A 19,702-nucleotide genomic window follows, 5' to 3' on the forward strand; every position below is an offset into this window, starting at 1 on the left:
ACCGGTCCTACAACCAGCACTCCCCAGGTAAACAGCAGACATGAGCGAACAACCCCTAGACCCCCAAGCCCAGGAACAGGAAGACAACAAGCTGATCGCCCAGCGCAAGGAAAAGCTCTCCGCGTTGCGTGCCCAGCAGGCCATTCCCTTCCCCAACGACTTCCGCCGCGACAGCCTGGCCGGTGATCTGCAGCAGCAGTACGCCGACAAGACCAAGGAAGAGCTGGAAGCCGCGGGCATCAAGGTCAAGGTGGCCGGCCGCATCATGCTCAACCGCGGCGCCTTCATGGTGCTGCAGGACACCAGCGGGCGCATCCAGGTCTACGTCGACCGCAAGACCCTGCCGGCCGAGACCCTGGAAGCGGTCAAGACCTGGGACCTGGGCGACATCATCGCCACCGAAGGCACCCTGGCCCGCTCCGGCAAGGGTGATCTCTACGTCAACATGAGCGACGTGCGCCTGCTGACCAAGTCGCTGCGACCGCTGCCCGACAAGCACCACGGCCTGACCGACACCGAGCTGCGCTATCGCCAGCGCTATGTCGACCTGATCGTCAACGAAGAGGTGCGCCAGACCTTCCGCGTACGCTCTCAGGTCATCGCCCACATCCGCCGCTTCCTCATGGAGCGGGGCTTCCTCGAAGTGGAAACCCCCATGCTGCAGACCATTCCCGGCGGTGCGGCGGCCAAGCCCTTCGAGACCCACCACAACGCCCTGGATATGGCCATGTTCCTGCGCATCGCGCCGGAGCTGTACCTCAAGCGCCTGGTTGTCGGTGGCTTCGAGAAGGTCTTCGAGATCAACCGCAACTTCCGTAACGAAGGCGTCTCGACCCGGCACAATCCCGAGTTCACCATGCTCGAGTTCTACCAGGCCTACGCCGACTACCGCGACAACATGGACCTCACCGAGGAATTGTTCCGCGAACTGGCCATGGCCGTGCTCGGCACCACCGATGTGCCCTATGGCGACAAGGTCTTCCACTTCGGCGAACCCTTCGTGCGCCTGTCGGTGTACGACTCCATCCTCAAGTACAACCCGGACATCACCGCGGAAGACCTGCAGGACGTCGAGAAGGCCCGCGCCATCGCCAAGAAGGCTGGCGCCAAGGTGCTCGGCCACGAAGGCCTGGGCAAGCTGCAGGTGATGATTTTCGAGGAGCTGGTGGAGGGCAAGCTGGAGCAGCCGCACTTCATCACCGAGTACCCCTTCGAGGTCTCGCCACTGGCGCGCCGCAACGACGACAATCCCAGCGTCACCGACCGCTTCGAGCTGTTCATCGGCGGCCGCGAGATCGCCAACGCCTACTCCGAGCTCAATGACGCCGAAGACCAGGCCGAGCGCTTCATGCTGCAGGTCCAGGAAAAGGACGCCGGTGACGACGAGGCCATGCACTACGACGCCGACTTCATCAACGCCCTGGAATACGGCATGCCGCCCACCGCCGGCGAAGGCATCGGCATCGACCGCCTGGTGATGCTGCTGACCAACTCGCCATCGATCCGCGACGTCATCCTCTTCCCGCACATGCGTCCGCAATAAGAGCGGCGCCCCGTCCGGGGCGTCGCTCCGGCGCCTGCCGACCGGGGCTCTGTCATCAAAGGTTCATTCGGACCTGCTAACAGAGCCCTGATGTCGCGTTCCCTCCGCAGGTAGCCATGACCAATACGCTGATCCCCCTGCATCCGGCCGCCGAACGGCTGGGGCTGCTCTACGCCTATCATTTCACCTCCGGCCAGCCGGGCCGGGCCCTGACCATGGCGCCGGAAGATCCCTGGGAGGCGGAAGAGGGCGGATTTCGCTGGCTGCACTTCAACCTGGCCCACGCCGCTGCCGAACGCTGGATGCGCGAGCACCTGGGGCTGCCCGAGGAATTCTTCGAATCCCTGCATGCCGGTTCCCACTCGACCCGCCTGGAGCCGGCCGATGACACCCTGCTCGGGGTGGTGAACGACGTGACCCTCGCCTACGGCCAGGTCTCGGTGGACGTCGCCACCCTCTGGGCCTGCGCCCGCCCGGGGCTGCTGGTGACCGCCCGGGCCCAGCCATTGCGTTCGGTGGATCGCCTGCGCCACGCGGTACGCCGCGGCGAGGGCTTCGGCTCGACCCTGGAACTGCTGGTGCACCTCCTGCGCGACCAGGCCGATGTGCTGACCGGCATCATCCGCGACACCACGGTCAAGGTGGATGCCATCGAGGATCGCCTGCTGTCCCAGCGGCTGTCCGCCAGTCGCGCCGAACTGGGCAGCCTGAGACGCGCCCTGGTCCGGCTGCAACGGCTGCTGGCCCTGGAGCCGGGTTCCCTGCTGCGGCTGCTCAACCGGCCGCCGGCCTGGCTGCGCCGCGACGACATCCAGACCCTGCGCGAGGCCACCGAGGAATTCGACCGGGTGCTGGACGACCTCGCCGCCCTGGTGGAGCGGCTCAAGCTGTTGCAGGAAGAGATCGCCGCCGCCTCCGCCGAGCAGACCAACCGCACCCTGTTCACCCTGACCCTGGTCACGGTGCTGGCCCTGCCGATCAACATCATCGCCGGCTTCTTCGGCATGAACGTCGGCGGTATCCCGCTGGCCGACTCGCCCCATGGTTTCTGGATCCTGGTGGCGCTGGTGGCGACCTTCACGGTGCTGGCCGGCAGCCTGGCCTTTCGCAAGCGAGGCGACTGACCGGCTGCGTGCAACCCCTGGGGGCGCTCCGCGGTCTCTAGGAGAACCGTTACTGGAGACCGCAATGGACTTCAAGGACTACTACGAGGTGCTCGGCGTCGCTCCCGACGTCGACGACAAGACCCTCAAGACCGCCTATCGCAAGCTGGCGCGCAAGTACCACCCCGATGTGAGCAAGGAGGCCGATGCCGAGGCCCGCTTCAAGGAGGTGGCCGAGGCCTATGACGTCCTGCGCGATCCGCACAAGCGCGCCGAGTACGACCAGGTACGCCTCTACCAGCAGCAGGGCGAGCGCTTCCAAGTGCCGCCGGACTGGCAGCCGGGTTCAGGCGATGACTACAGCGATCCCCATGCCGGCTTCGGCGCGGACTACTCCGACTTCTTCGAATCCCTGTTCGGTGCTGCCGGGCGTTCCCAGCACGGTGGCTTCGCCCGCCGTGGCCGCGATGTCGAGCTGGAGCTGCCGCTGTTTCTCGAAGAGAGCCAGGCGGGCAGCACCAAGCCACTGAGCTTTACGCTGCCGCAGCGCGACGAGCTGGGCCGCCGCGTCGGCGAGACCACCAAGACCCTCAACGTCAAGATTCCCGCCGGCAGCACCGACGGCGAACGTATCCGCCTGAAAGGCCAGGGCGAGCCGGGCGTCGGCGGCGCGGAGGCGGGGGATCTCTATCTGGTCATCCGCCTGGTGCCCCATCCGCTGTTCGACGTGGACGGCCAGGATCTGGTGGTCAGCGTACCGCTCGCCCCCTGGGAAGCTGCGTTGGGCGCCAAGGTGCAGGTGCCGACGCTTGATGGACAGATCATGCTCAGTATCCCGCCCGGCAGCCAGAACGGTGCGCGGCTGCGGGTGCGCGGCAAGGGCCTGGCCGGCAAGGCGGGGCAGGGCGATCTGCATGCCCTGCTCAAGGTGGTGATGCCGCCCAGGGGCGATGAAGAAACCCAGGCGCTGTGGCGCCAACTGGCCGAGCGGGCGGCCTTCGATCCCCGCCGCGACTGGAGGAAAGTCTGATGAGCAGTCTGATCGTCCTGCAGGAATTCTGCGTGCTCTGCGAGGTGAGCGAGCCGGTGGTGGTAGAGATCGTCGAGCATGGCATCCTGGCGCCCCAGCGGGGCAAGCGCCCGGCCGAGTGGCACTTCGACACCGGCGCCCTGCATCGCGCCCGCCGCGCCGTGCGCCTGAGGCACGAGCTGGAACTGGATTGGGCCGCCACCGCCCTGGCCCTGCACCTGCTGGATGAGGTGGAAGAACTGCGACGGGAAAACCAGCGCCTGCGCCAGCGCTTGGCGCGCTTCGCCGGCGAGCTGCGAGACGTGGGCGCCGATTCGTAGGGTGGAAAACCGCGCAGCGTTTTCCACGCGCCTTGCTTCGCAGGACAGTGGAAAAGGCTGCGCCGTTTTCCACGCTACGGGGCTGCAATATGTTGGGCTTCGCTGCGCTCAACCAACCTACGGGACTTGCATCCGCACCGGATATCCCCCTCTGCCCCGGGAGAGGGCTGGGGTGAGGGAATCCAGATAGCGCCGGTAATGGCAGGGATTCCCTCGCGGCCATGGCGGTGCGCCGATGCGACCGCTCCTGCAGCCGCGGATGAGCCCTGTAGGAGCGGCCCATGGCCGCGATATTGTAGGTTGGGAAACCGCGCAACGTTTTCCACGCGCCTTGCCCATACGCAGGACAGTGGAAAAGGCTGCGCCGTTTTCCACGCTACGGGCTGCAATAGGTTGGGCTTCGCTGCGCTCAACCCAACCTACGGAATGTCCATCCGCACCGGATATCCCCCTCTCCCTCCGGGAGAGGGCTGGGGTGAGGGAAGCCAGGTAGCGCCGGTAATGGCCGTGATGTTGTAGGGTGGAAAACCGCGCAGCGTTTTCCACGCGCCTTGCCCAAATGCAGGACAGTGGAAAAGGCTGCGCCGTTTTCCACGCTACACCAGGAGTCCCACAGCCATGCCCAGCCATATCCTCGATCATCGCATTCTCGGTGAATCCCTGCAGGCGGTGGAAATCGGCCTTGATCCGGGCGAGACAGTGATCGCCGAGGCCGGCGCCATGACCTACATGGAGGCCGACATCGATTTCACCGCACGCATGGGCGACGGCTCCGCCGGCCTGCTCGGCAAGCTGTGGGGCGCCGGCAAGCGGATGCTCGGCGGCGAGTCGCTGTTCATGACCCATTTCACCAACGAAGGCCGCGAGAAGCGCCACGTCGCCTTTGCCGCGCCCTATCCGGGGCAGGTGGTACCCCTGGACCTCGCCGCCCTGGGCGGCACCCTGTTCTGCCAGCGCGATTCCTTTCTCTGCGCGGCCAAGGGCACCCGCATCGGCGTGGCCTTCACCCGCCGTCTGGGCGCCGGTTTCTTTGGCGGCGAAGGCTTCATCCTGCAGCGGCTGGAGGGCGATGGCATGGCCTTCGTGCATGCCGGCGGCACGGTGATCCGCAAGGAACTCAAGGGCGAGACCCTGCGCCTGGACACCGGTTGCCTGGTAGGTTTCACCAGCGGCATCGACTACAACATCAAGCTGGCAGGTGGCCTGCGCAGCATGCTGCTCGGCGGTGAAGGCCTGGTGCTGGCAACCCTGAGCGGCCACGGCACGGTGTGGATCCAGACCTTGCCCTTTTCGCGGCTAGCCGGCCGGGTCCAGGCCGCGGCCGGCGGCGGCGTCGGTGAACGCCGCGCCGGTGGCGACTGATCTTTCGCCGACCCTAGGCCCGCTGCAGGGCGCTCTGGGGCGCCATGCGCTCCAGCCAGTCACGCCAGCGCACCCGGCTGTCGTGGACCAGCCAGCCGTCCTGGCGGGCGAAGCTTTCCGACAGCCAGAGGCCGCGGGTCGATACCGGCAGGCGCTGGCCGGCGGACAGGGTATAGAGCTCGCCGGTGGGTTTGCCGTCGTCCAGGGCGACCAGATAGAGATCCGGGCGTTGCCGGGCCAGGCGCGCCAGCAATTGGCCGTTCTCGATCTTCTCGTCGACGTGGAACAGACTCGGCGCCTTGCACTCCTTGGGCAGCTCCAGCAGCAGGTCATAGACCAGTTGCAGCGAGGCGGTGGGGGTATGCACATAGGCGCGAGGGCGCTCCAGCAGCGCCAGACTGCCGCAGCGCACTGGCCGCGCCGCGCCCGAACGTGGGGTCAGGCGAAAGGCCACGTCCTCGCGATAGGGCAGGGCCGGGGCATAGGGCGTCGGCAGCCAGGTGTCGGCGAAGCGTCCCGCCAGCCAGCCGCGCGGCGTCTCGATCAGGCACTCCTCGGCCACCTCCTGGACGGCGGTGAGCAGTGGCAGCGCCAGTTCGTGGGTCGGGATGTAACCGGAGATCAGCTTGAGCACCACGTCGCCCCGGTCGGGCCGGCGCTGGCGCACCAGCAGCCAGTGATCCTGGCCCTGCCAGTTCAGCGTCAGGCGTACCGAGACCCCCAGATTGGCGAGCCTGGCGCTGAAGTGCTGGGCATCGTCGATCTCGATGGGCTTGCGCCGCTCCAGCATCTCGGTGAAATTCAGGGGTTGGCCGAGGGCCTGGTAGGTGAGGCCGTCATGGTTGGCCTCGACCGAAAGGGGCAGGGTCTTGAACGCCTTGGGATTGTGGCGGGCGATGAGCTGGGGCATGGCCGACTCCTGTTTGTTGTATGCCGCGGACGCGCCGTCCCGGGCAAGCCGGGCAGGGCGTCAAGCGGACGAAGGCAAGGGTTCAGCGAAACGCTCTGGATCAGGGCCGAGCGGTGATCACTTCGGCCAGGGTACGGACATTATGTGACAGGTGCAGGGGATCGATAGTGCCGACTATCGCACTGCTCACCCCGGGCTCGCCGAACACCCGGGCGAAGCTGGCCCGCACCGGATCCTGGCCGGCGCCGAGCACGGCGTGACCGCTGGCCAGGGCCTTCTTGATCAGGATGCCCTTGCCCTGGGCGGCGGCGGCCTGGATCACCGGGATCTCGGCGTCTTCGTTGAGGTTGAAGGTGACCATGGCGCAATCGCCGGCTTCCAGGGCTTTCAGGCCGCCGGCGACGGTCTTGCCGGAAAAGCCGAAGGCGCGGATCAGCCCCTCGCGCTTGAGCTCGGCCAGGGTCTCGTAGCAGCCGCTGTCCTGGAGGATGGCCAGGTCGTTACCATCGGAGTGCACCAGCACCAGGTCCAGCCAGTCGGTTTCCAGGCGTTGCAGGCTGCGTTCCACCGAGCGGCGGGTGTGGGCCGGACTGAAGTCGAAGCTGGACAGGCCATCTTCGAATTCCTCCCCGACCTTGCTGGCGATCACCCAGTGCTGGCGCTGGCCACGCAAGAGCGGACCCAGGCGTTCCTCGCTGCGGCCATAGGCCGGGGCGGTGTCCAGCAGATTGATCCCCAGTTCGCGGGCAAGACTCAGCAGGTCCGCGGCGCTGCGGTCGTCGGGGATGGTGAAGCCATTGGGATACTTCACGCCCTGGTCCCGCCCGAACTTGACCGTGCCCAGACCCAGCGGGGAGATCTCGAGACCGGTGCTGCCCAGCGGACGCTGCAGACCGTGTAGGGTGCGCAGACTCATGGCAACAGCTCCTCCCAGAAGGGCGCGGCCACCGGCGGTTGCGGATGGGCGGGCAGGGCGGGGTGCTGTCCCGGCGCGATGCCATCGCGGTCGAGATTGGCCAGGACGCGGTCGGCCAGGTCGGGCGACAGGGCCAGCTTGGTCGGCCAGCCCACCAGCAGACGACCTTCCTCGGCGAGAAAGGCATTGTCCGGACGCACCAGTCCGGATTGCGCCGGCTCGGCGCGATCCACGCGCAGGGTCGCCCAGCGCGCGCCGGCGAAGTCGATCCAGGGCAGCAGGCGCTGCAACTCCTCGCGCGCCGCGGCGATCTGCGCCTGGGGTTCGCGCGCCACGCCCTCGGCTTCGGCCAGGTCGCCACCCAGGTACCACAGCCACTGGCCGTCGGCGGTGGGGTGGCTGGTGATGGTCACCCGCGGCTTGGGGCCGCCGCCTAGGCAATGGGCATAGAGGGGTTTGAGCATGGGGCCCTTGACCACCACCATGTGCAGCGGTCGGCGCTGCATGGCCGGTTGTTCGAGACCGAGGGCCTGGAGCAGATCGGCCATGCCGGCGCCGGCGGTGAGCACGATGCGGCGGGCGCGAATGGGCTGGCCGTCCACCACCAGGCCGGTCAGTTCGCCGGCTTCGCGCAGCGGTTGCAGCTCATGCCCGGCCAGCAGGCTGTCGCCGGCCAGCTCGGCCAGGCGCGCGACCAGGCTGGGCACGTCCAGCACCAGTTCGGCCAGGCGATAGACCTTGCCCTTGAAGGCGCGGTCGCGCAGGGCGGGTGGCAGTTCGTCGCCCTTGACGGCATCCACCCGGCCGCGCACCGCCTTGCTGGCAAAAAAGCTGGTGAGGTTGCCGGCCAGGCTGCCCGGCGACCAGAGGTAATGGGCTTCGGAGAGCAGGCGCACGCTGGAGAGATCCAGCTCGCCGCTGCCGGCCAGGCTCTCGCGCCAGCGCCGCGGCATGTCGGCGATGGCCTCGGAGGCACCGGTGAGCATCCCGGTCAGGGCGTACTTGGTGCCGCCATGGATGATGCCCTGGGACTTGCCGCTCTGGCCGCCGCCCAGGGCGCCGGTCTCCACCAGCACGGTGGCGTAGCCGGCGCGTCGGAGGCGGGCGTTGAGCCAGAGGCCGGCGACGCCGCCGCCGACGATGAGGATATCGGTGGACCAGGGTTGGGACATGAACGGCCTGCTCGGGTGATCGGCAAAGAGGCGATTTTACACGCTCCTCGCCGCCGCTGGTCTCAATGCCCGGTGCTGCCGGAAAACAGCTGGATCACCACCACCCCGGCGACGATCAGCCCCATGCCCAGCAGGGCCGGCAGGTCCAGCTTCTGATCGTAGAGAAAGGCCGCGGCGATGCTCACCAGCACGATGCCAAGGCCGGCCCAGATGGCGTAGGCGATGCCCACCGGGATGCTGCGCACCACCAGGGTCAGCATCCAGAAGGCCAGCCCGTAGCCACAAACGACCAGGATCAGCGGCAGCGGCTTGCTGAAGCCGCTGATGGCCTTCATGGAGGTGGTGGCGACGACTTCGGCGGCGATGGCGATGGCCAGGTAGATGTATCCGCTCATGGGGCTTCCTCCTGTAGAAGGCCCCATTGTGCCTTTCCGGGCGATGGGTGAAAGTTGATACCTATCTATCGGGGAGATGGGTCGTGCAGTGGAATCTTGAGCAGCTGGAGATCTTCGTCGGCATCGCCGAGGGCGCGAGTTTCTCGGCGATGGCGCGGCGTCTGGGCCGGGCGCAATCGGCGATCAGCTCGGCCATCGCCCTGCTGGAGACCGATCTGGGCGTGGCGCTGTTCACGCGCAGCAACGGGCGCACGCCGGTCATCACCGCGGCCGGTCTGGCTCTGCTGGAGGAGGCGCGCGAGGTGCTGCGCCAGTGTCAGCGGCTGGACAGCCGGGCCCAGGCCCTCTGCGCCGGACAGGAACCGCTGTTGCGCCTGGCCCTGGACGAGGCCATGCCCTACCAGCCGGTGCTCGATGCCCTGGACGCCCTGGCCGTGGCCTTTCCGCACCTGGAGGTCCAGCTCACCAGCGGCGCCCAGGGCGATGTGGCGCGCAAGCTGCTGACCGACCAGGCCGACCTCGGCCTGCTGTTTCGCCATGAGCACATGCCCGCGGCCCTGGAGCGCCAGGCCCTGGGCGATGTCGCCCAGGTCACCGCTTGCGGCGCCCAGCATCCCCTGGCGCGCCAGCAGGGCGTGGGCCGGCGCGAACTGGCCCGTCATCGTCAGCTGCTGATCGCGCCGCTGGAGAATCCCTATCCCGGCGGCGAGCAGATCGCCCCCCAGGTCTGGCGCGCCGACAGCTTCTACCTGCTCGCCGAATTGCTGATGCGTGGCCTGGGCTGGGGCTGGCTGCCACGGCACGTGGCGCGCTATCCCACCTACCAGGGATTGCTGGCCGAACTGGCCTGCGACTGGGTACCGCCGGCCCTGGTGGTGGAACTGGCCTGGCGCCGCAACGCCGCACCGGGACCGGCGGCGCGCTGGCTGGCGCAGCGCCTGGCGGAAGAGTTGCGTGCGATCGGTTGAATCGACGTGTTGGGCTTCCAGCACTCGCCCACAACCCTTTCCAACGAACACCCATTCTGGCCAGATCCGTGGGCCAGCTTGGCCAGCGCCAGGTCGCTCGGGCTGCAATACTCGACTCATCCCTTTCCCGCCGGTGAAGATCGCCATGACCACACCTCCCGTCCTCGGCCAGCGCTTTGTCTTCGTCGTCCTGGCGCTGATCTTTCTCGCCCTGCTGGTCTCAGCGGGCGTCAGGTCTACCCCCGGCGTCTTGCTCTTGCCGCTGCAGGACACCTTTGGCTGGAGTCGCGAGACGGTCTCGCTTGCCGCCGCCATCGGCATCTTTCTCTATGGCCTGGTAGGCCCCTTCGCCGCGGCCCTGATGCAGACCCTCGGCATCCGCCGCACCCTGCTCGGCGGCCTCACCCTGATCAGCCTGGCCACCGCCCTGAGCACCCTGATGCGCGAACCCTGGCATCTGGTCGCCACCTGGGGCGTGCTCAGCGGCCTGGGCACCGGTTGCGTGGCCATGGTGCTGGGCGCGGCCATCGTCAATCGCTGGTTCGTCGCCCGGCGGGGGCTGATGATGGGGCTGCTGGCGGCCAGCACCGCCACCGGCAATCTGGTCTTTCTGCCGCTGCTGGCCCATCTCGCCAGCCACGAAGGCTGGCAGACCGTGGTGCTCACCGTGGCCGTGGCCAGCGCCGCGCTGATCCCGCTGGTGGCCTGGCTGCTACCGGAGCGGCCGGCGGACATCGGCCTGCGGCCCCATGGCGCCCCGGCGGACTACCAGGCGCCGGCTGCTACCGCACCGGGCAACCTGTTTCGCGTGACCCTCGGCACCCTGGCCATGGCCAGTCGCCGGCGCGATTTCTGGTTGCTGTTCCTGACCTTCTTCGTCTGTGGCTTCACCACCAATGGGCTGATCGGCACCCACTTCATCGCCATGGGCCATGACCACGGGCTGTCCCAGGTGCAGGCCGCCGGGATCCTCGCGCTGATGGGCATCTTCGATCTGGTAGGCACCACCGCGTCCGGCTGGCTGACCGACAGGTACGATCCGCGCCGCCTGCTGTTCGTCTACTACAGCCTGCGCGGTCTCTCGCTGATCTATCTGCCGTTCTCCGGTTTCGCCCCCGAGCAGCTGCTGCTGTTCGGCATCTTCTACGGGCTGGACTGGATCGCCACCGTGCCGCCCACGGTCAAGCTGACCAACCAGAGCTTTGGCGAAAAGAGCGCGCCGGTGGTGTTCGGCTGGGTGTTCTGCGGCCACATGCTCGGCGCCGCCTGTGCGGCCTTTCTCGCCGGGGCCCTGCGCGAGCACTTCGGCTCCTACCAGGAGGCCCTGGTGCTGGCCGGCCTGACCGGCATCCTGGCGGCGCTGATGGCCCTCTGGATCGGCCGGCCGAGCGCCGCGGGTGCCGGGCGCTCGGCCGTGGCCGAGGCGGGCTAGGCGGGCTAGGCGGGCTTCAGGTCCAGCGGCATGGCGGTCGGCGCGCGGTGCAGCATCGAGGCCGGGATCGCCAGGATCAGCAGGCCGCTGACGAACAGGCAGGCGCCGAGCACATAGGTGCCGTTGTTGATGTCGCCGGTGAGGGTTTCCATGGTCGCGGTGATCATGGAGCCGGTGAAGCCGGAGAGGTTGCCGATGGCGTTGATCATGCCGATGCCCGCCGCGGCGGCGACGCCGGAGAGCAGGGTGCCGGGCAGCGACCAGAAGATCGGCATCAGCGCCAGCAGGCCCGAGGCGGCCACGGTGAGAAAGAAGATCGACAGCACGATGTTGTGGATGAACCAGGCGCTCAGCACCAGGCCCAGGGCGCCGACGAAGGCAGGCACCGCCGCGTGCAGCCGCTGCTCGCCGGTGCGGGCCGAGTGGCGGGCGTTGAGCAGCATGACCACCAGGGCGACGCTGTAGGGGATGGCGGTGAGCAGGCCGATCTGCAGGCTGCCGCTGACCCCGGCGTTCTTGATGATCGAGGGCATCCAGAAGGCCAGGCCATAGAAGCCGGTGTTGAAGGTCAGCAGGATGAACACCAGCAGCCAGACCCGCGGATTGAAGAACACCTCACCGAGTCGCGAGGCCTTGCCGGCGTTCTGCTGCTCCAGGTTGCGCTTGAGCAGGGCCTTTTCCCGAGCGTCCAGCCAGGGCGCCTTGTCGATGTTGTCGCTCAGGCAGCAGAACACCACCACCGCCATGATGATCGAGGGCACCCCTTCCACCAGCAGCATCCACTGCCAGCCGGCCAGACCGTGCCAGTTGTGCAGACTGCTCATCAGCCAGCCGGAGAGCACGCCGCCAAAGCTCAGGCTGAAGGGCAGGGCGATGAGGAAGCCCGACATCACCCGACTCTGTCGGCGGGTCGGAAACCAGTAGTTGAGATAGAGGATCACCCCGGGAAAGAAGCCCGCCTCGCAGACGCCCAGCAGGAAGCGCAGCACATAGAAGAGGGTGCTCGACTGCATGCCGAAGAACTGCGCCAGCGGCTGGGTGAAGGCCACCGCCATGGAGATGATCGCCCAGGTCAGCATGATGCGGGCGATCCAGAAGCGCGCGCCGTAGCGATGCAGCAACAGGTTGCTGGGGACCTCGAAGAGGAAATAGCCCCAGAAGAACATGCTGGCGCCAAGGGCATAGACGGTGTTGCTGAAGCCGAGGTCGTCGAGCATGTCCAGCTTGGCGAAGCCGACGTTGACCCGATCCAGGTAGGCGGCGATGTAGCACAGCAGCAGGATCGGCAGGATGCGCAGCACCACCTTGCGATAGGTGCGTTCTTCGAAGGCGTCGCCAGCGGCGCCCTGGGGAGCGGTGGTCTCGAACATGGGAATGACCTTCGGGGCCTTGGGGCCCGTTGTTGTTATTGAAGAGGTCGAAGGCGGCCGGGGATGCAGGGTGGCCGTCTGAATCGCCAGGCCACTCTAGGAGCGAGAGCGATTCTTTCCCAATGGCATTTGCGGATCATTCGATAACGGCGCGTTATCGAAGCCTCTAGGCCGAGGCCTCTCCGCGACCGGCATGGCTCAGCAGGATGGCGGCGAATTCCCGGGCCGCCTCGCCCAGGGGTTCGCCCTTGCGGGTGAGGATGCCGTAGTCCTGCGCCGGCAGGTGCAAGGGCAGCTCCAGGGCACTGAGCGCGCCGCTGGCGAGATAGGGCTCGACCATCGCCTCGGGCAGCATGCCGATCATGGGGCCGGCGCGCAGCACCTGGAGAAAGGTCTGCATGGAGATGGTGTCGATGGTGTTGCTCGGCACCGGCAGGCCGGCGGCGGCGAAGGCCCGCTCCATGCGCCCGCGGATGGGCGTGCCCTTGGGATAGAGGATCCAGGGCCAGGCCAGCACCTGGTCGAGGCCTACGGGGCCGCTGCCCACCAGCGGGTGATCGGCGTTGACCACGAAGCGGAAGGGCTCCGGAGCCAGCGGCTGGAAGTCGAAGCGCTGGGCCTGGGCTTCGTCGGTGAAACGCGCCACCGCCAGATGCAGCAGCTTGTCGTCGAGCATCTCCATCAGGTGATCGCTGGTCTGCTCCATCACCTCGATGGCCAGCAGCGGCCAGCGCTGCTTGATCGCGACGATGGCCTGCGGCAGGGCCACCGCGGTGGCGGCGAAGATGCCGCCGACCTTGAGCTGGCCATGACCACCGCGCCTCAGGCTGTCGATCTGCTCGGCGAAGTCGCGGGCATCGTTGAGCGCCACCCGCGCATAGCGCAGCACGTGCTCACCCAGGGCGGTGGGTGGCATGCTGCGCGGCTGGCGCTCGAACAGGGCGAAGCCCAGCAGGTGCTCGATCTCCTTGAGCATCTTGCTGATAGCCGGCTGGCTGAGATTCATCTGCTGCGCGGCCAGGTGCATGTTGCGGGTGCGCCCCAGGGTGTCGATCAGCAGCAGGTGGCGAAATTTGAGCCAGTGGCAGATCTGGCTGAACGACGGCTCGGACACGGGTGCCTCCCAGGCGATAAGCATAGGTTATCGAATGATGAAATAAGCCCATTTGAGTTTATCAGTCCGGCTGCCTAGCGTGGACCCATCAGCCCTGGAGTCCTGCCCATGTCCCTTCGTCTCTCGCCTGCCAACACCCTTCCCACCGATGGTCTGGCTGGCACCCTGGTGGGCCGCGCCTGGGTGCCCGGCCCGCTGGCCGGTCCCTCGCCCGTGGTGCTGCGCGAAGACGGCGTCTTCGATGTCTCCCAGCGGTTCGCCACCCTCAGCGCCCTGTTCGAGGAGGAAGCACCGTTGCAGGCCCTGCGCGACACTCCCGGACGTTACCTCGGCAGTGTGGAGGAACTGCTGGCCAACAGCGGCGAGCAGGCCGCTGCGGACCGCCTGCACCTGCTGCCGCCAGCCGATCTGCAGGTAATCAAGGCCGCCGGGGTGACCTTTGCCGCCAGCATGCTGGAGCGGGTGATCGAGGAACAGGCCGGTGGCGATGCCGGGCGCGCCGTAGCCATCCGCGAGCAGGTGCAGGCGGTGATCGGCGCGGACCTGCAGGGTCTGGAGCCGGGCAGTCCGCGGGCCCAGGCGCTCAAGGCGCTGCTGATCGAGAAGGGCATGTGGTCGCAGTACCTGGAGGTGGGCATCGGGCCGGACGCCGAGATCTTCACCAAGGCGCCGGTGCTGGCCGCGGTCGGCTCTGGCAGCGCCATCGGCATCCACCCGGTGTCGCAGTGGAACAATCCCGAACCCGAGGTGGTGCTGGTGGCCGATAGCCGCGGCCGCCTGCATGGCGCCACCCTGGGCAACGACGTCAACCTGCGCGACATCGAGGGCCGCAGCGCCCTGTTGCTGAGCAAGGCCAAGGACAACAACGCCTCCTGCGCCCTGGGGCCCTTCATTCGCCTGTTCGACGAGACCTTCGATCTCGACCAGGTGCGCCAGTGCGTGGTGACCCTGGAGGTCCAGGGCGAAGACGGCTTCCGACTCCAGGGCAGCAGCTCCATGGCGCAGATCAGTCGCGATCCCACCGATCTCGCCGCCCAGACCCTCAATGCCAACCACCAATACCCGGACGGCTTCGTGCTCTTTCTCGGCACCCTGTTCGCCCCGACCCAGGACCGCGACGCCCCGGGCGGTGGCTTCACCCACAAGGTGGGTGACCGGGTCAGCATCGCCAGCCCGCTGCTGGGGACCCTGCACAACCGGGTGACCACCAGCGACCAGGCCCCGGCCTGGCGCTTCGGCCTCGGCGCCCTGATGCACAACCTGGCCGCCCGTGGCCTGCTGGGCCGCTGATCCTTTCTTTCCTAATAACAACTAGAGACCATCATGACTTCCGCCAAACGCCCGCTGCGCAGCCAGCTCTGGTTCGATGATCCTGCCCACGCCGACATGACCGCGCTCTATGTCGAGCGCTACATGAACTACGGCCTGACCCGCGACGAACTCCAGTCCGGTCGGCCCATCATCGGCATCGCCCAGACCGGCAGCGACCTCACCCCCTGCAATCGCCACCACCTGGAACTGGCCCAGCGGGTCAAGGCCGGCATCCGCGATGCCGGTGGCATCCCCATGGAATTCCCCGTGCACCCCATCGCCGAGCAGAGCCGCCGGCCCACCGCGGCCCTGGATCGCAACCTGGCCTACCTCGGCCTGGTGGAGATCCTGCATGGCTTCCCGCTGGATGGCGTGGTGCTCACCACCGGCTGCGACAAGACCACCCCGGCCTGCCTGATGGCCGCGGCCACCACCGACCTGCCGGCCATCGTGCTGTCCGGCGGCCCCATGCTCGACGGGCATTTCAAGGGCGAGCTGATCGGCTCCGGCACCGTGCTCTGGCACGCACGCAACCTGCTGGCGACCGGCGAGATCGACTACGAGGGCTTCATGGCCCTGACCACCGCCGCCTCGCCCTCGGTGGGCCACTGCAACACCATGGGCACGGCCCTGTCGATGAATGCCCTGGCCGAGACCCTGGGCATGTCGCTGCCCGGCTGCGCCAGCATCCCCGCGCCTTACCGTGAGCGCGGCCAGATGGCCTATGCCACCGGCAAGCGCATCTGCCAGCTGGTGCTGGACGACGTCCGCCCCTCGCAGATCATGACCCGCGAGGCCTTCGAGAACGCCATCGTGGTGGCCTCGGCCCTGGGCGCCTCCAGCAACTGCCCGCCGCACCTGATCGCCATCGCCCGGCACATGGGCATCGAATTGTCGCTGGACGACTGGCAACGCCTGGGCGAGGACATCCCGCTGCTGGCCAACTGCATGCCGGCCGGCAAGTACCTGGGCGAAGGCTTCCACCGCGCCGGCGGGGTGCCGGCGGTGCTCCACGAACTGCTCAAGGCCGGGCGTCTGCACGGCGAGTGCCTGACCGTCTCCGGCAAGACCATCGGCACCATCGCCGAGGGCGCCGCCAGCTCGGATCCTGCGGTGATCCAGCCCTATGAGGCGCCGCTCAAGCACCGCGCCGGCTTCATCGTGCTCAGCGGCAACTTCTTCGATAGCGCCATCATAAAGATGTCGGTGGTGGGCGAGGCCTTCCGTCAGACCTACCTGGCCGAACCGGGCAAGGAAAACAGCTTCGAGGCGCGGGCCATCGTCTTCGAAGGCCCGGAGGACTATCACGCACGCATCGACGATCCGGCGCTGGACATCGACGAGCGCTGCATCCTGGTGATCCGCGGCGCCGGGCCGGTGGGTTATCCGGGCAGCGCCGAGGTGGTCAACATGGCGCCCCCGGCGGCGCTGATCAAGAAGGGCATCGATTCCCTGCCGTGCCTGGGCGACGGTCGCCAGAGCGGCACCTCGGCCAGCCCTTCGATCCTCAACATGTCGCCGGAAGCGGCGGTGGGCGGCGGCCTGGCCCTGCTCAAGACCAACGACCGGCTGCGCGTGGACCTCAATGCCCGCAGCGTCGACGTGCTGCTCGACGATGGCGAACTGGAGCGCCGCCGCGCCGAATGGACGCCCAACCTGCCGCCGGCCCAGACCCCCTGGCAGGAACTCTATCGGCAACTGGTGGGCCAGCTCTCCACCGGTGGCTGCCTGGAGCCGGCCACCCTGCACCTCAAGGTGATCGCGCGCGAGGGTGGGGTGCCGCGGCATTCGCACTGAGAGTCTGTTCAAAGGCTCGCGAGCTAGAGCCAAACAAGGCGAAAATGTTTGAGGACGCGGAGTTTACGAATAGTAAATGAGCATTTCGAAAGCATTTTCAACGCCGTTTGGCCGACGCGCAGCAGCCTTCTGGACAGGCTCGGAGGTATCGGGCTCGCACTAGCGGCCCTGCTTCATTAAGCTCTGCCGCCATGAATCGTACCCTCTATAGCCTGATCTTCACCCTGGCCTTGCCCTTCATCCTGCTGCGCCTGCTCTGGCGCGGCCGCAAGGCCCCCGCCTATCGGCAGCGCATCGGCGAACGCCTGGCGCTGGGCTTGCCTGAGGTGTCGCCCGGCGGCATCTGGGTACACGCGGTGTCGGTGGGGGAGAGCATCGCCGCCGCGCCGGTGATTCGCGCCCTGCGCCAGCGGCATCCCGACCTGCCGATCATTGTGACCTGCATGACGCCCACCGGCTCGGAGCGCATCCGCGCCCTGTTCGGTGATGACGTCCAGCATTGCTACCTGCCCTACGACCTGCCCTGGCTGGCCGGGCGTTTCCTCGACCGGCTCGGGCCCAGTCTGGGGGTGGTGATGGAGACCGAGCTCTGGCCCAACCTCATCCACCAGGCGGCGCGCCGCGATATTCCCATCGCCCTGGCCAATGGCCGGCTCTCCGAACGCTCCGCCCGGGGCTACGGAAAACTGGGTGGGGTGACCGGGCCGATGCTGGCGGAGCTGGCCTGGCTGGCGGTGCAGACGCCGGTGGAAGCCGAGCGCTTCCGGGCCCTCGGCGCTCGGGCCGAGCGGGTCACGGTGACCGGTTCCATCAAGTTCGACCTGCGCATCGACCCCGAACTGCCGGTCCGCGCCGCTGCGCTGCGCCAGGGCTGGGGCCAGCGCCGGGTATGGATCGCCGCCAGCACCCATGCCGGCGAAGACGGGATCCTGCTCCAGGCCCATCGCCAGCTGCTGGCCGCACACCCCGATGCGCTACTGATCCTGGTGCCGCGCCATCCCGAGCGTTTTCCCGAGGTGCTGGCCGAGGTGCGTCGCGAAGGTTTCAGCGTGGTACGGCGCTCGACGGGCGAGACAGTGGCGGCCGATACCCAGGTGCTGCTGGGCGACACCATGGGCGAATTGCTGTTTCTCTACGCCTTGGCCGACGTGGCCTTCGTCGGCGGCAGCCTGATCGAGCGCGGTGGCCACAATCCGCTGGAACCGGCCGCCCTCGGCCTGCCGGTGCTCAGCGGCCCGCACGTTTTCAACTTTCTCGACATCGTCGCCCAGCTGCGCGATGCCGGTGCTCTGGAAACCGTGGCAGAGGCCTCGGCCATCGCCACCGCCGTGGCCCGGCTCTGGGCCGAGCCGGCGGAAGCCGCGCGACGCCAGCAGGCGGGCCTGGCGGTACTGGCCGCCAATCAGGGCGCGCTGGAGCGACTGCTCTCCGGACTGGACAGGTTGCTCACCCCCTGAGCCGAGCGCGCCGGCAGGACGTCGGCGCGGGTCTTGGCCAGGTCCGGCGGCAGGAAGTCGCGATCCGGGTCGTAGTGGGGATCGAGATAGCCGGACAGCGCCAGCAGATCGTTGGGCGCCAGGGTGCCGGCCGCCTGCTTGAGTCTCAGAGTGTCCAGGATGTAGTTGTAGCGGGCGTCGTTGTACTGGCGAACGGCGTTGTACAGCAGCCGCTGGGCGTCGAGCACGTCGACGATGGTGCGGCTGCCCACCTGGTAGGCGATCTCGGTGGCTCTCAGGGCGCGCTGGCTGGAGGCGATGGATAGCCGCCGGGCGCGCACCTGCTCGATGTCGGTATTGATCGCCCGGTGGGCGTTACGGGTGTTCTGCACCACCTGGCGGCGCAGACTCTCCTGGCGCTGTTCGCTCTGGTCGAGCTGCTGGTAGGCCTGGCGCGCCTGGGAGCTGGTGGCCCCACCGCTGTACAGAGGTACTTCCACCTGGATGCCGATGCTGCGGCTGTTGACCGGGCTGCCGAACAGGGACAGCTGCTCGGCGTTGGGCAGATTCACCGCGTCGTTGTCGCTGTGGCTGTAGCGCGCCACCGCATCCACCGTCGGCAGGTGTCCGGCGCGGCGCTGGCGCAGGGTCTCCTGGGCGGCATTGACGCCCTGGCCGGCGGCCAGCAGCTGCAGATTCTGGCGCATGGCCGTGTCCACCCACAGCCGCGCATCGTTGGGCTGCGGCGGCAGGATCGGCAGGTCATGGCGGATGCCGGCGATGCTGCCGTAGTCGCGATCGGTCAGCCGGGTCAGGGCCTGGAAGGCGTCGGCCACCTGCTGCTCGCTCTGGGAGCGGTTGGCCTGGGCGTTGTCGAAGCTGGCCTGGGCCTGGAGCACGTCGGTGTCGTCGGTCAGGCCGACCTTGTAGCGCTCGCGGGACTGGTCCAGCTGGCGGTACAGCGCCTTTTCCTCGGCGCGGGCGGTGGCCAGCGCGTCCTGGGCGCGCAGGGCGCTGAAATAGCCCTCGGCGGTCTGCAGGATGAGTTGCTGCTGGGCGGCGGAGAATTGCAGCTCGGCCTGCTCGGTGGCGGCCTGGGCGGCCTTGAGCTGGAACCAGCGATCGGCACGGAACAGCGGCTGGCTGAGAGTCGCCTGGATCAACTGGCTGCTGCGATCGCTGCTGTAGCGACCACCCTGGACGCCCAGCGCCGCATTGTCCTTGAGTTGCAGACTGGTATGGGTGTCGTTGAACTGGGCGCCGAGCCCGATCTGCGGCAGCAGGCCGGCGCGCGCCTGGGGCACCGCCTCGCGCTGGGCGCCGAGGCCGGCGCGTTCGGCGGCGAGATCGGCGTTGTTGTCCAGCGCCTCGCGGTAGACGTCGAGCAGGCCATTGCCGGTGACCTGGGCCTGGGCCAGGCCGGCCGAGCTGCAGAGCGCCGCGAGCAGCAGGAATCTTCGCATTCTGGGAGCCTTCCTTGAGGGACCGCGCCAGTGTAGTGGCTTCGTCCGAATCCGGCATAG

Annotated in this window: 17 protein-coding genes; 10 read left to right on the forward strand and 7 right to left on the reverse strand. The window is 67.8% G+C overall.

Going from position 1 to position 19,702, the window contains the following annotated elements:
• Positions 1-40: 40 nt before the first annotated feature.
• The 5 genes from lysS (at position 41) to PSK12I2_RS0122905 (ending at position 5,358) form a co-directional block, all read left to right on the forward strand.
• A complete protein-coding gene (lysS, locus tag PSK12I2_RS0122885; protein ID WP_027600226.1) occupies positions 41-1,543 on the forward strand; it encodes a lysine--tRNA ligase in 1,503 nt (500 codons plus the stop codon).
• A 116-nt stretch (positions 1,544-1,659) separates the two neighbouring features.
• Entirely contained in the window at positions 1,660-2,667 is a 1,008-nt protein-coding gene (locus PSK12I2_RS0122890) for a transporter (RefSeq protein WP_027600227.1), read from the forward strand.
• A 64-nt stretch (positions 2,668-2,731) separates the two neighbouring features.
• Positions 2,732-3,676, forward strand: a complete 945-nt coding sequence (gene cbpA, locus PSK12I2_RS0122895) for a curved DNA-binding protein (RefSeq protein ID WP_027600228.1) — start codon at positions 2,732-2,734, stop codon at positions 3,674-3,676.
• On the forward strand, positions 3,676-3,996 hold the full coding sequence (locus PSK12I2_RS24315; protein ID WP_037008048.1) for a chaperone modulator CbpM: 321 nt from the start codon (positions 3,676-3,678) through the stop codon (positions 3,994-3,996). The genes cbpA and PSK12I2_RS24315 overlap by 1 nt, the downstream gene beginning before the upstream one ends.
• Before the next feature lie 618 nt (positions 3,997-4,614).
• Positions 4,615-5,358, forward strand: a complete 744-nt coding sequence (locus tag PSK12I2_RS0122905; RefSeq protein WP_027600229.1) for a TIGR00266 family protein — start codon at positions 4,615-4,617, stop codon at positions 5,356-5,358.
• A 13-nt stretch (positions 5,359-5,371) separates the two neighbouring features.
• On the opposite strand, the gene PSK12I2_RS0122910 is transcribed toward PSK12I2_RS0122905, so the two are convergent.
• From PSK12I2_RS0122910 to PSK12I2_RS0122925, 4 genes are all read right to left on the reverse strand, one after another.
• Positions 5,372-6,268 carry a hypothetical protein gene (locus PSK12I2_RS0122910; protein ID WP_027600230.1) on the reverse strand — a complete coding sequence of 299 codons (897 nt, stop codon included), beginning with the start codon at positions 6,266-6,268 and terminating at the stop codon, positions 5,372-5,374.
• Between the two features lie 100 nt (positions 6,269-6,368).
• The gene (locus PSK12I2_RS0122915; RefSeq protein WP_027600231.1) at positions 6,369-7,184 is read right to left on the reverse strand and encodes an aldo/keto reductase; all 816 of its coding nucleotides are present in this window, start codon (positions 7,182-7,184) and stop codon (positions 6,369-6,371) included.
• Positions 7,181-8,356 (reverse strand): FAD-binding oxidoreductase, encoded by a 1,176-nt coding sequence (locus PSK12I2_RS0122920; protein WP_027600232.1) that lies wholly within the window; start codon positions 8,354-8,356, stop codon positions 7,181-7,183. Before PSK12I2_RS0122920 ends, PSK12I2_RS0122915 begins: the two co-directional genes overlap by 4 nt.
• 62 nt (positions 8,357-8,418) lie before the next feature.
• The gene (locus tag PSK12I2_RS0122925) at positions 8,419-8,751 is read right to left on the reverse strand and encodes a multidrug efflux SMR transporter (RefSeq protein ID WP_027600233.1); all 333 of its coding nucleotides are present in this window, start codon (positions 8,749-8,751) and stop codon (positions 8,419-8,421) included.
• 83 nt (positions 8,752-8,834) lie between these two features.
• On the opposite strand from PSK12I2_RS0122925, the gene PSK12I2_RS0122930 reads away from it, so the two are divergent.
• Both PSK12I2_RS0122930 and PSK12I2_RS0122935 read left to right on the forward strand, forming a co-directional pair.
• On the forward strand, positions 8,835-9,719 hold the full coding sequence (locus tag PSK12I2_RS0122930; protein WP_027600234.1) for a LysR family transcriptional regulator: 885 nt from the start codon (positions 8,835-8,837) through the stop codon (positions 9,717-9,719).
• 145 nt (positions 9,720-9,864) lie between these two features.
• Positions 9,865-11,151 carry an MFS transporter gene (locus tag PSK12I2_RS0122935; protein ID WP_027600235.1) on the forward strand — a complete coding sequence of 429 codons (1,287 nt, stop codon included), beginning with the start codon at positions 9,865-9,867 and terminating at the stop codon, positions 11,149-11,151.
• A gap of 5 nt (positions 11,152-11,156) precedes the next feature.
• Here the strand turns inward: PSK12I2_RS0122935 and PSK12I2_RS0122940 are convergent, their stop codons facing one another.
• Together PSK12I2_RS0122940 and PSK12I2_RS0122945 are read right to left on the reverse strand one after the other, a co-directional pair.
• Positions 11,157-12,521, reverse strand: a complete 1,365-nt coding sequence (locus tag PSK12I2_RS0122940) for an MFS transporter (protein ID WP_027600236.1) — start codon at positions 12,519-12,521, stop codon at positions 11,157-11,159.
• A gap of 166 nt (positions 12,522-12,687) precedes the next feature.
• The gene (locus PSK12I2_RS0122945) at positions 12,688-13,635 is read right to left on the reverse strand and encodes a LysR family transcriptional regulator (RefSeq protein WP_027600237.1); all 948 of its coding nucleotides are present in this window, start codon (positions 13,633-13,635) and stop codon (positions 12,688-12,690) included.
• A 108-nt stretch (positions 13,636-13,743) separates the two neighbouring features.
• Here PSK12I2_RS0122945 and PSK12I2_RS0122950 point away from each other — a divergent pair, with 108 nt between their 5' ends.
• The 3 genes from PSK12I2_RS0122950 to waaA all read left to right on the forward strand — a co-directional run bounded on the left by PSK12I2_RS0122950 (position 13,744) and on the right by waaA (position 18,200).
• Positions 13,744-14,925 (forward strand): fumarylacetoacetate hydrolase family protein, encoded by a 1,182-nt coding sequence (locus tag PSK12I2_RS0122950; RefSeq protein ID WP_027600238.1) that lies wholly within the window; start codon positions 13,744-13,746, stop codon positions 14,923-14,925.
• A 33-nt stretch (positions 14,926-14,958) separates the two neighbouring features.
• Positions 14,959-16,743, forward strand: a complete 1,785-nt coding sequence (locus tag PSK12I2_RS0122955) for an IlvD/Edd family dehydratase (protein WP_027600239.1) — start codon at positions 14,959-14,961, stop codon at positions 16,741-16,743.
• A gap of 191 nt (positions 16,744-16,934) precedes the next feature.
• Complete coding sequence (gene waaA, locus PSK12I2_RS0122960; protein WP_027600240.1) at positions 16,935-18,200, forward strand: lipid IV(A) 3-deoxy-D-manno-octulosonic acid transferase; 1,266 nt, start codon at positions 16,935-16,937, stop codon at positions 18,198-18,200.
• On the opposite strand, the gene PSK12I2_RS0122965 is transcribed toward waaA, so the two are convergent.
• Positions 18,146-19,642: a TolC family outer membrane protein gene (locus tag PSK12I2_RS0122965; RefSeq protein WP_027600241.1), complete on the reverse strand. Its 1,497-nt coding sequence runs from the start codon at positions 19,640-19,642 to the stop codon at positions 18,146-18,148. The two genes, waaA and PSK12I2_RS0122965, sit on opposite strands and share 55 nt — an antisense overlap.
• Positions 19,643-19,702 lie beyond the last annotated feature (60 nt).

Source organism: Pseudomonas sp. MOIL14HWK12:I2, from assembly GCF_000510745.1.
GTDB lineage: Bacteria > Pseudomonadota > Gammaproteobacteria > Pseudomonadales > Pseudomonadaceae > Chryseomonas > Chryseomonas oryzihabitans.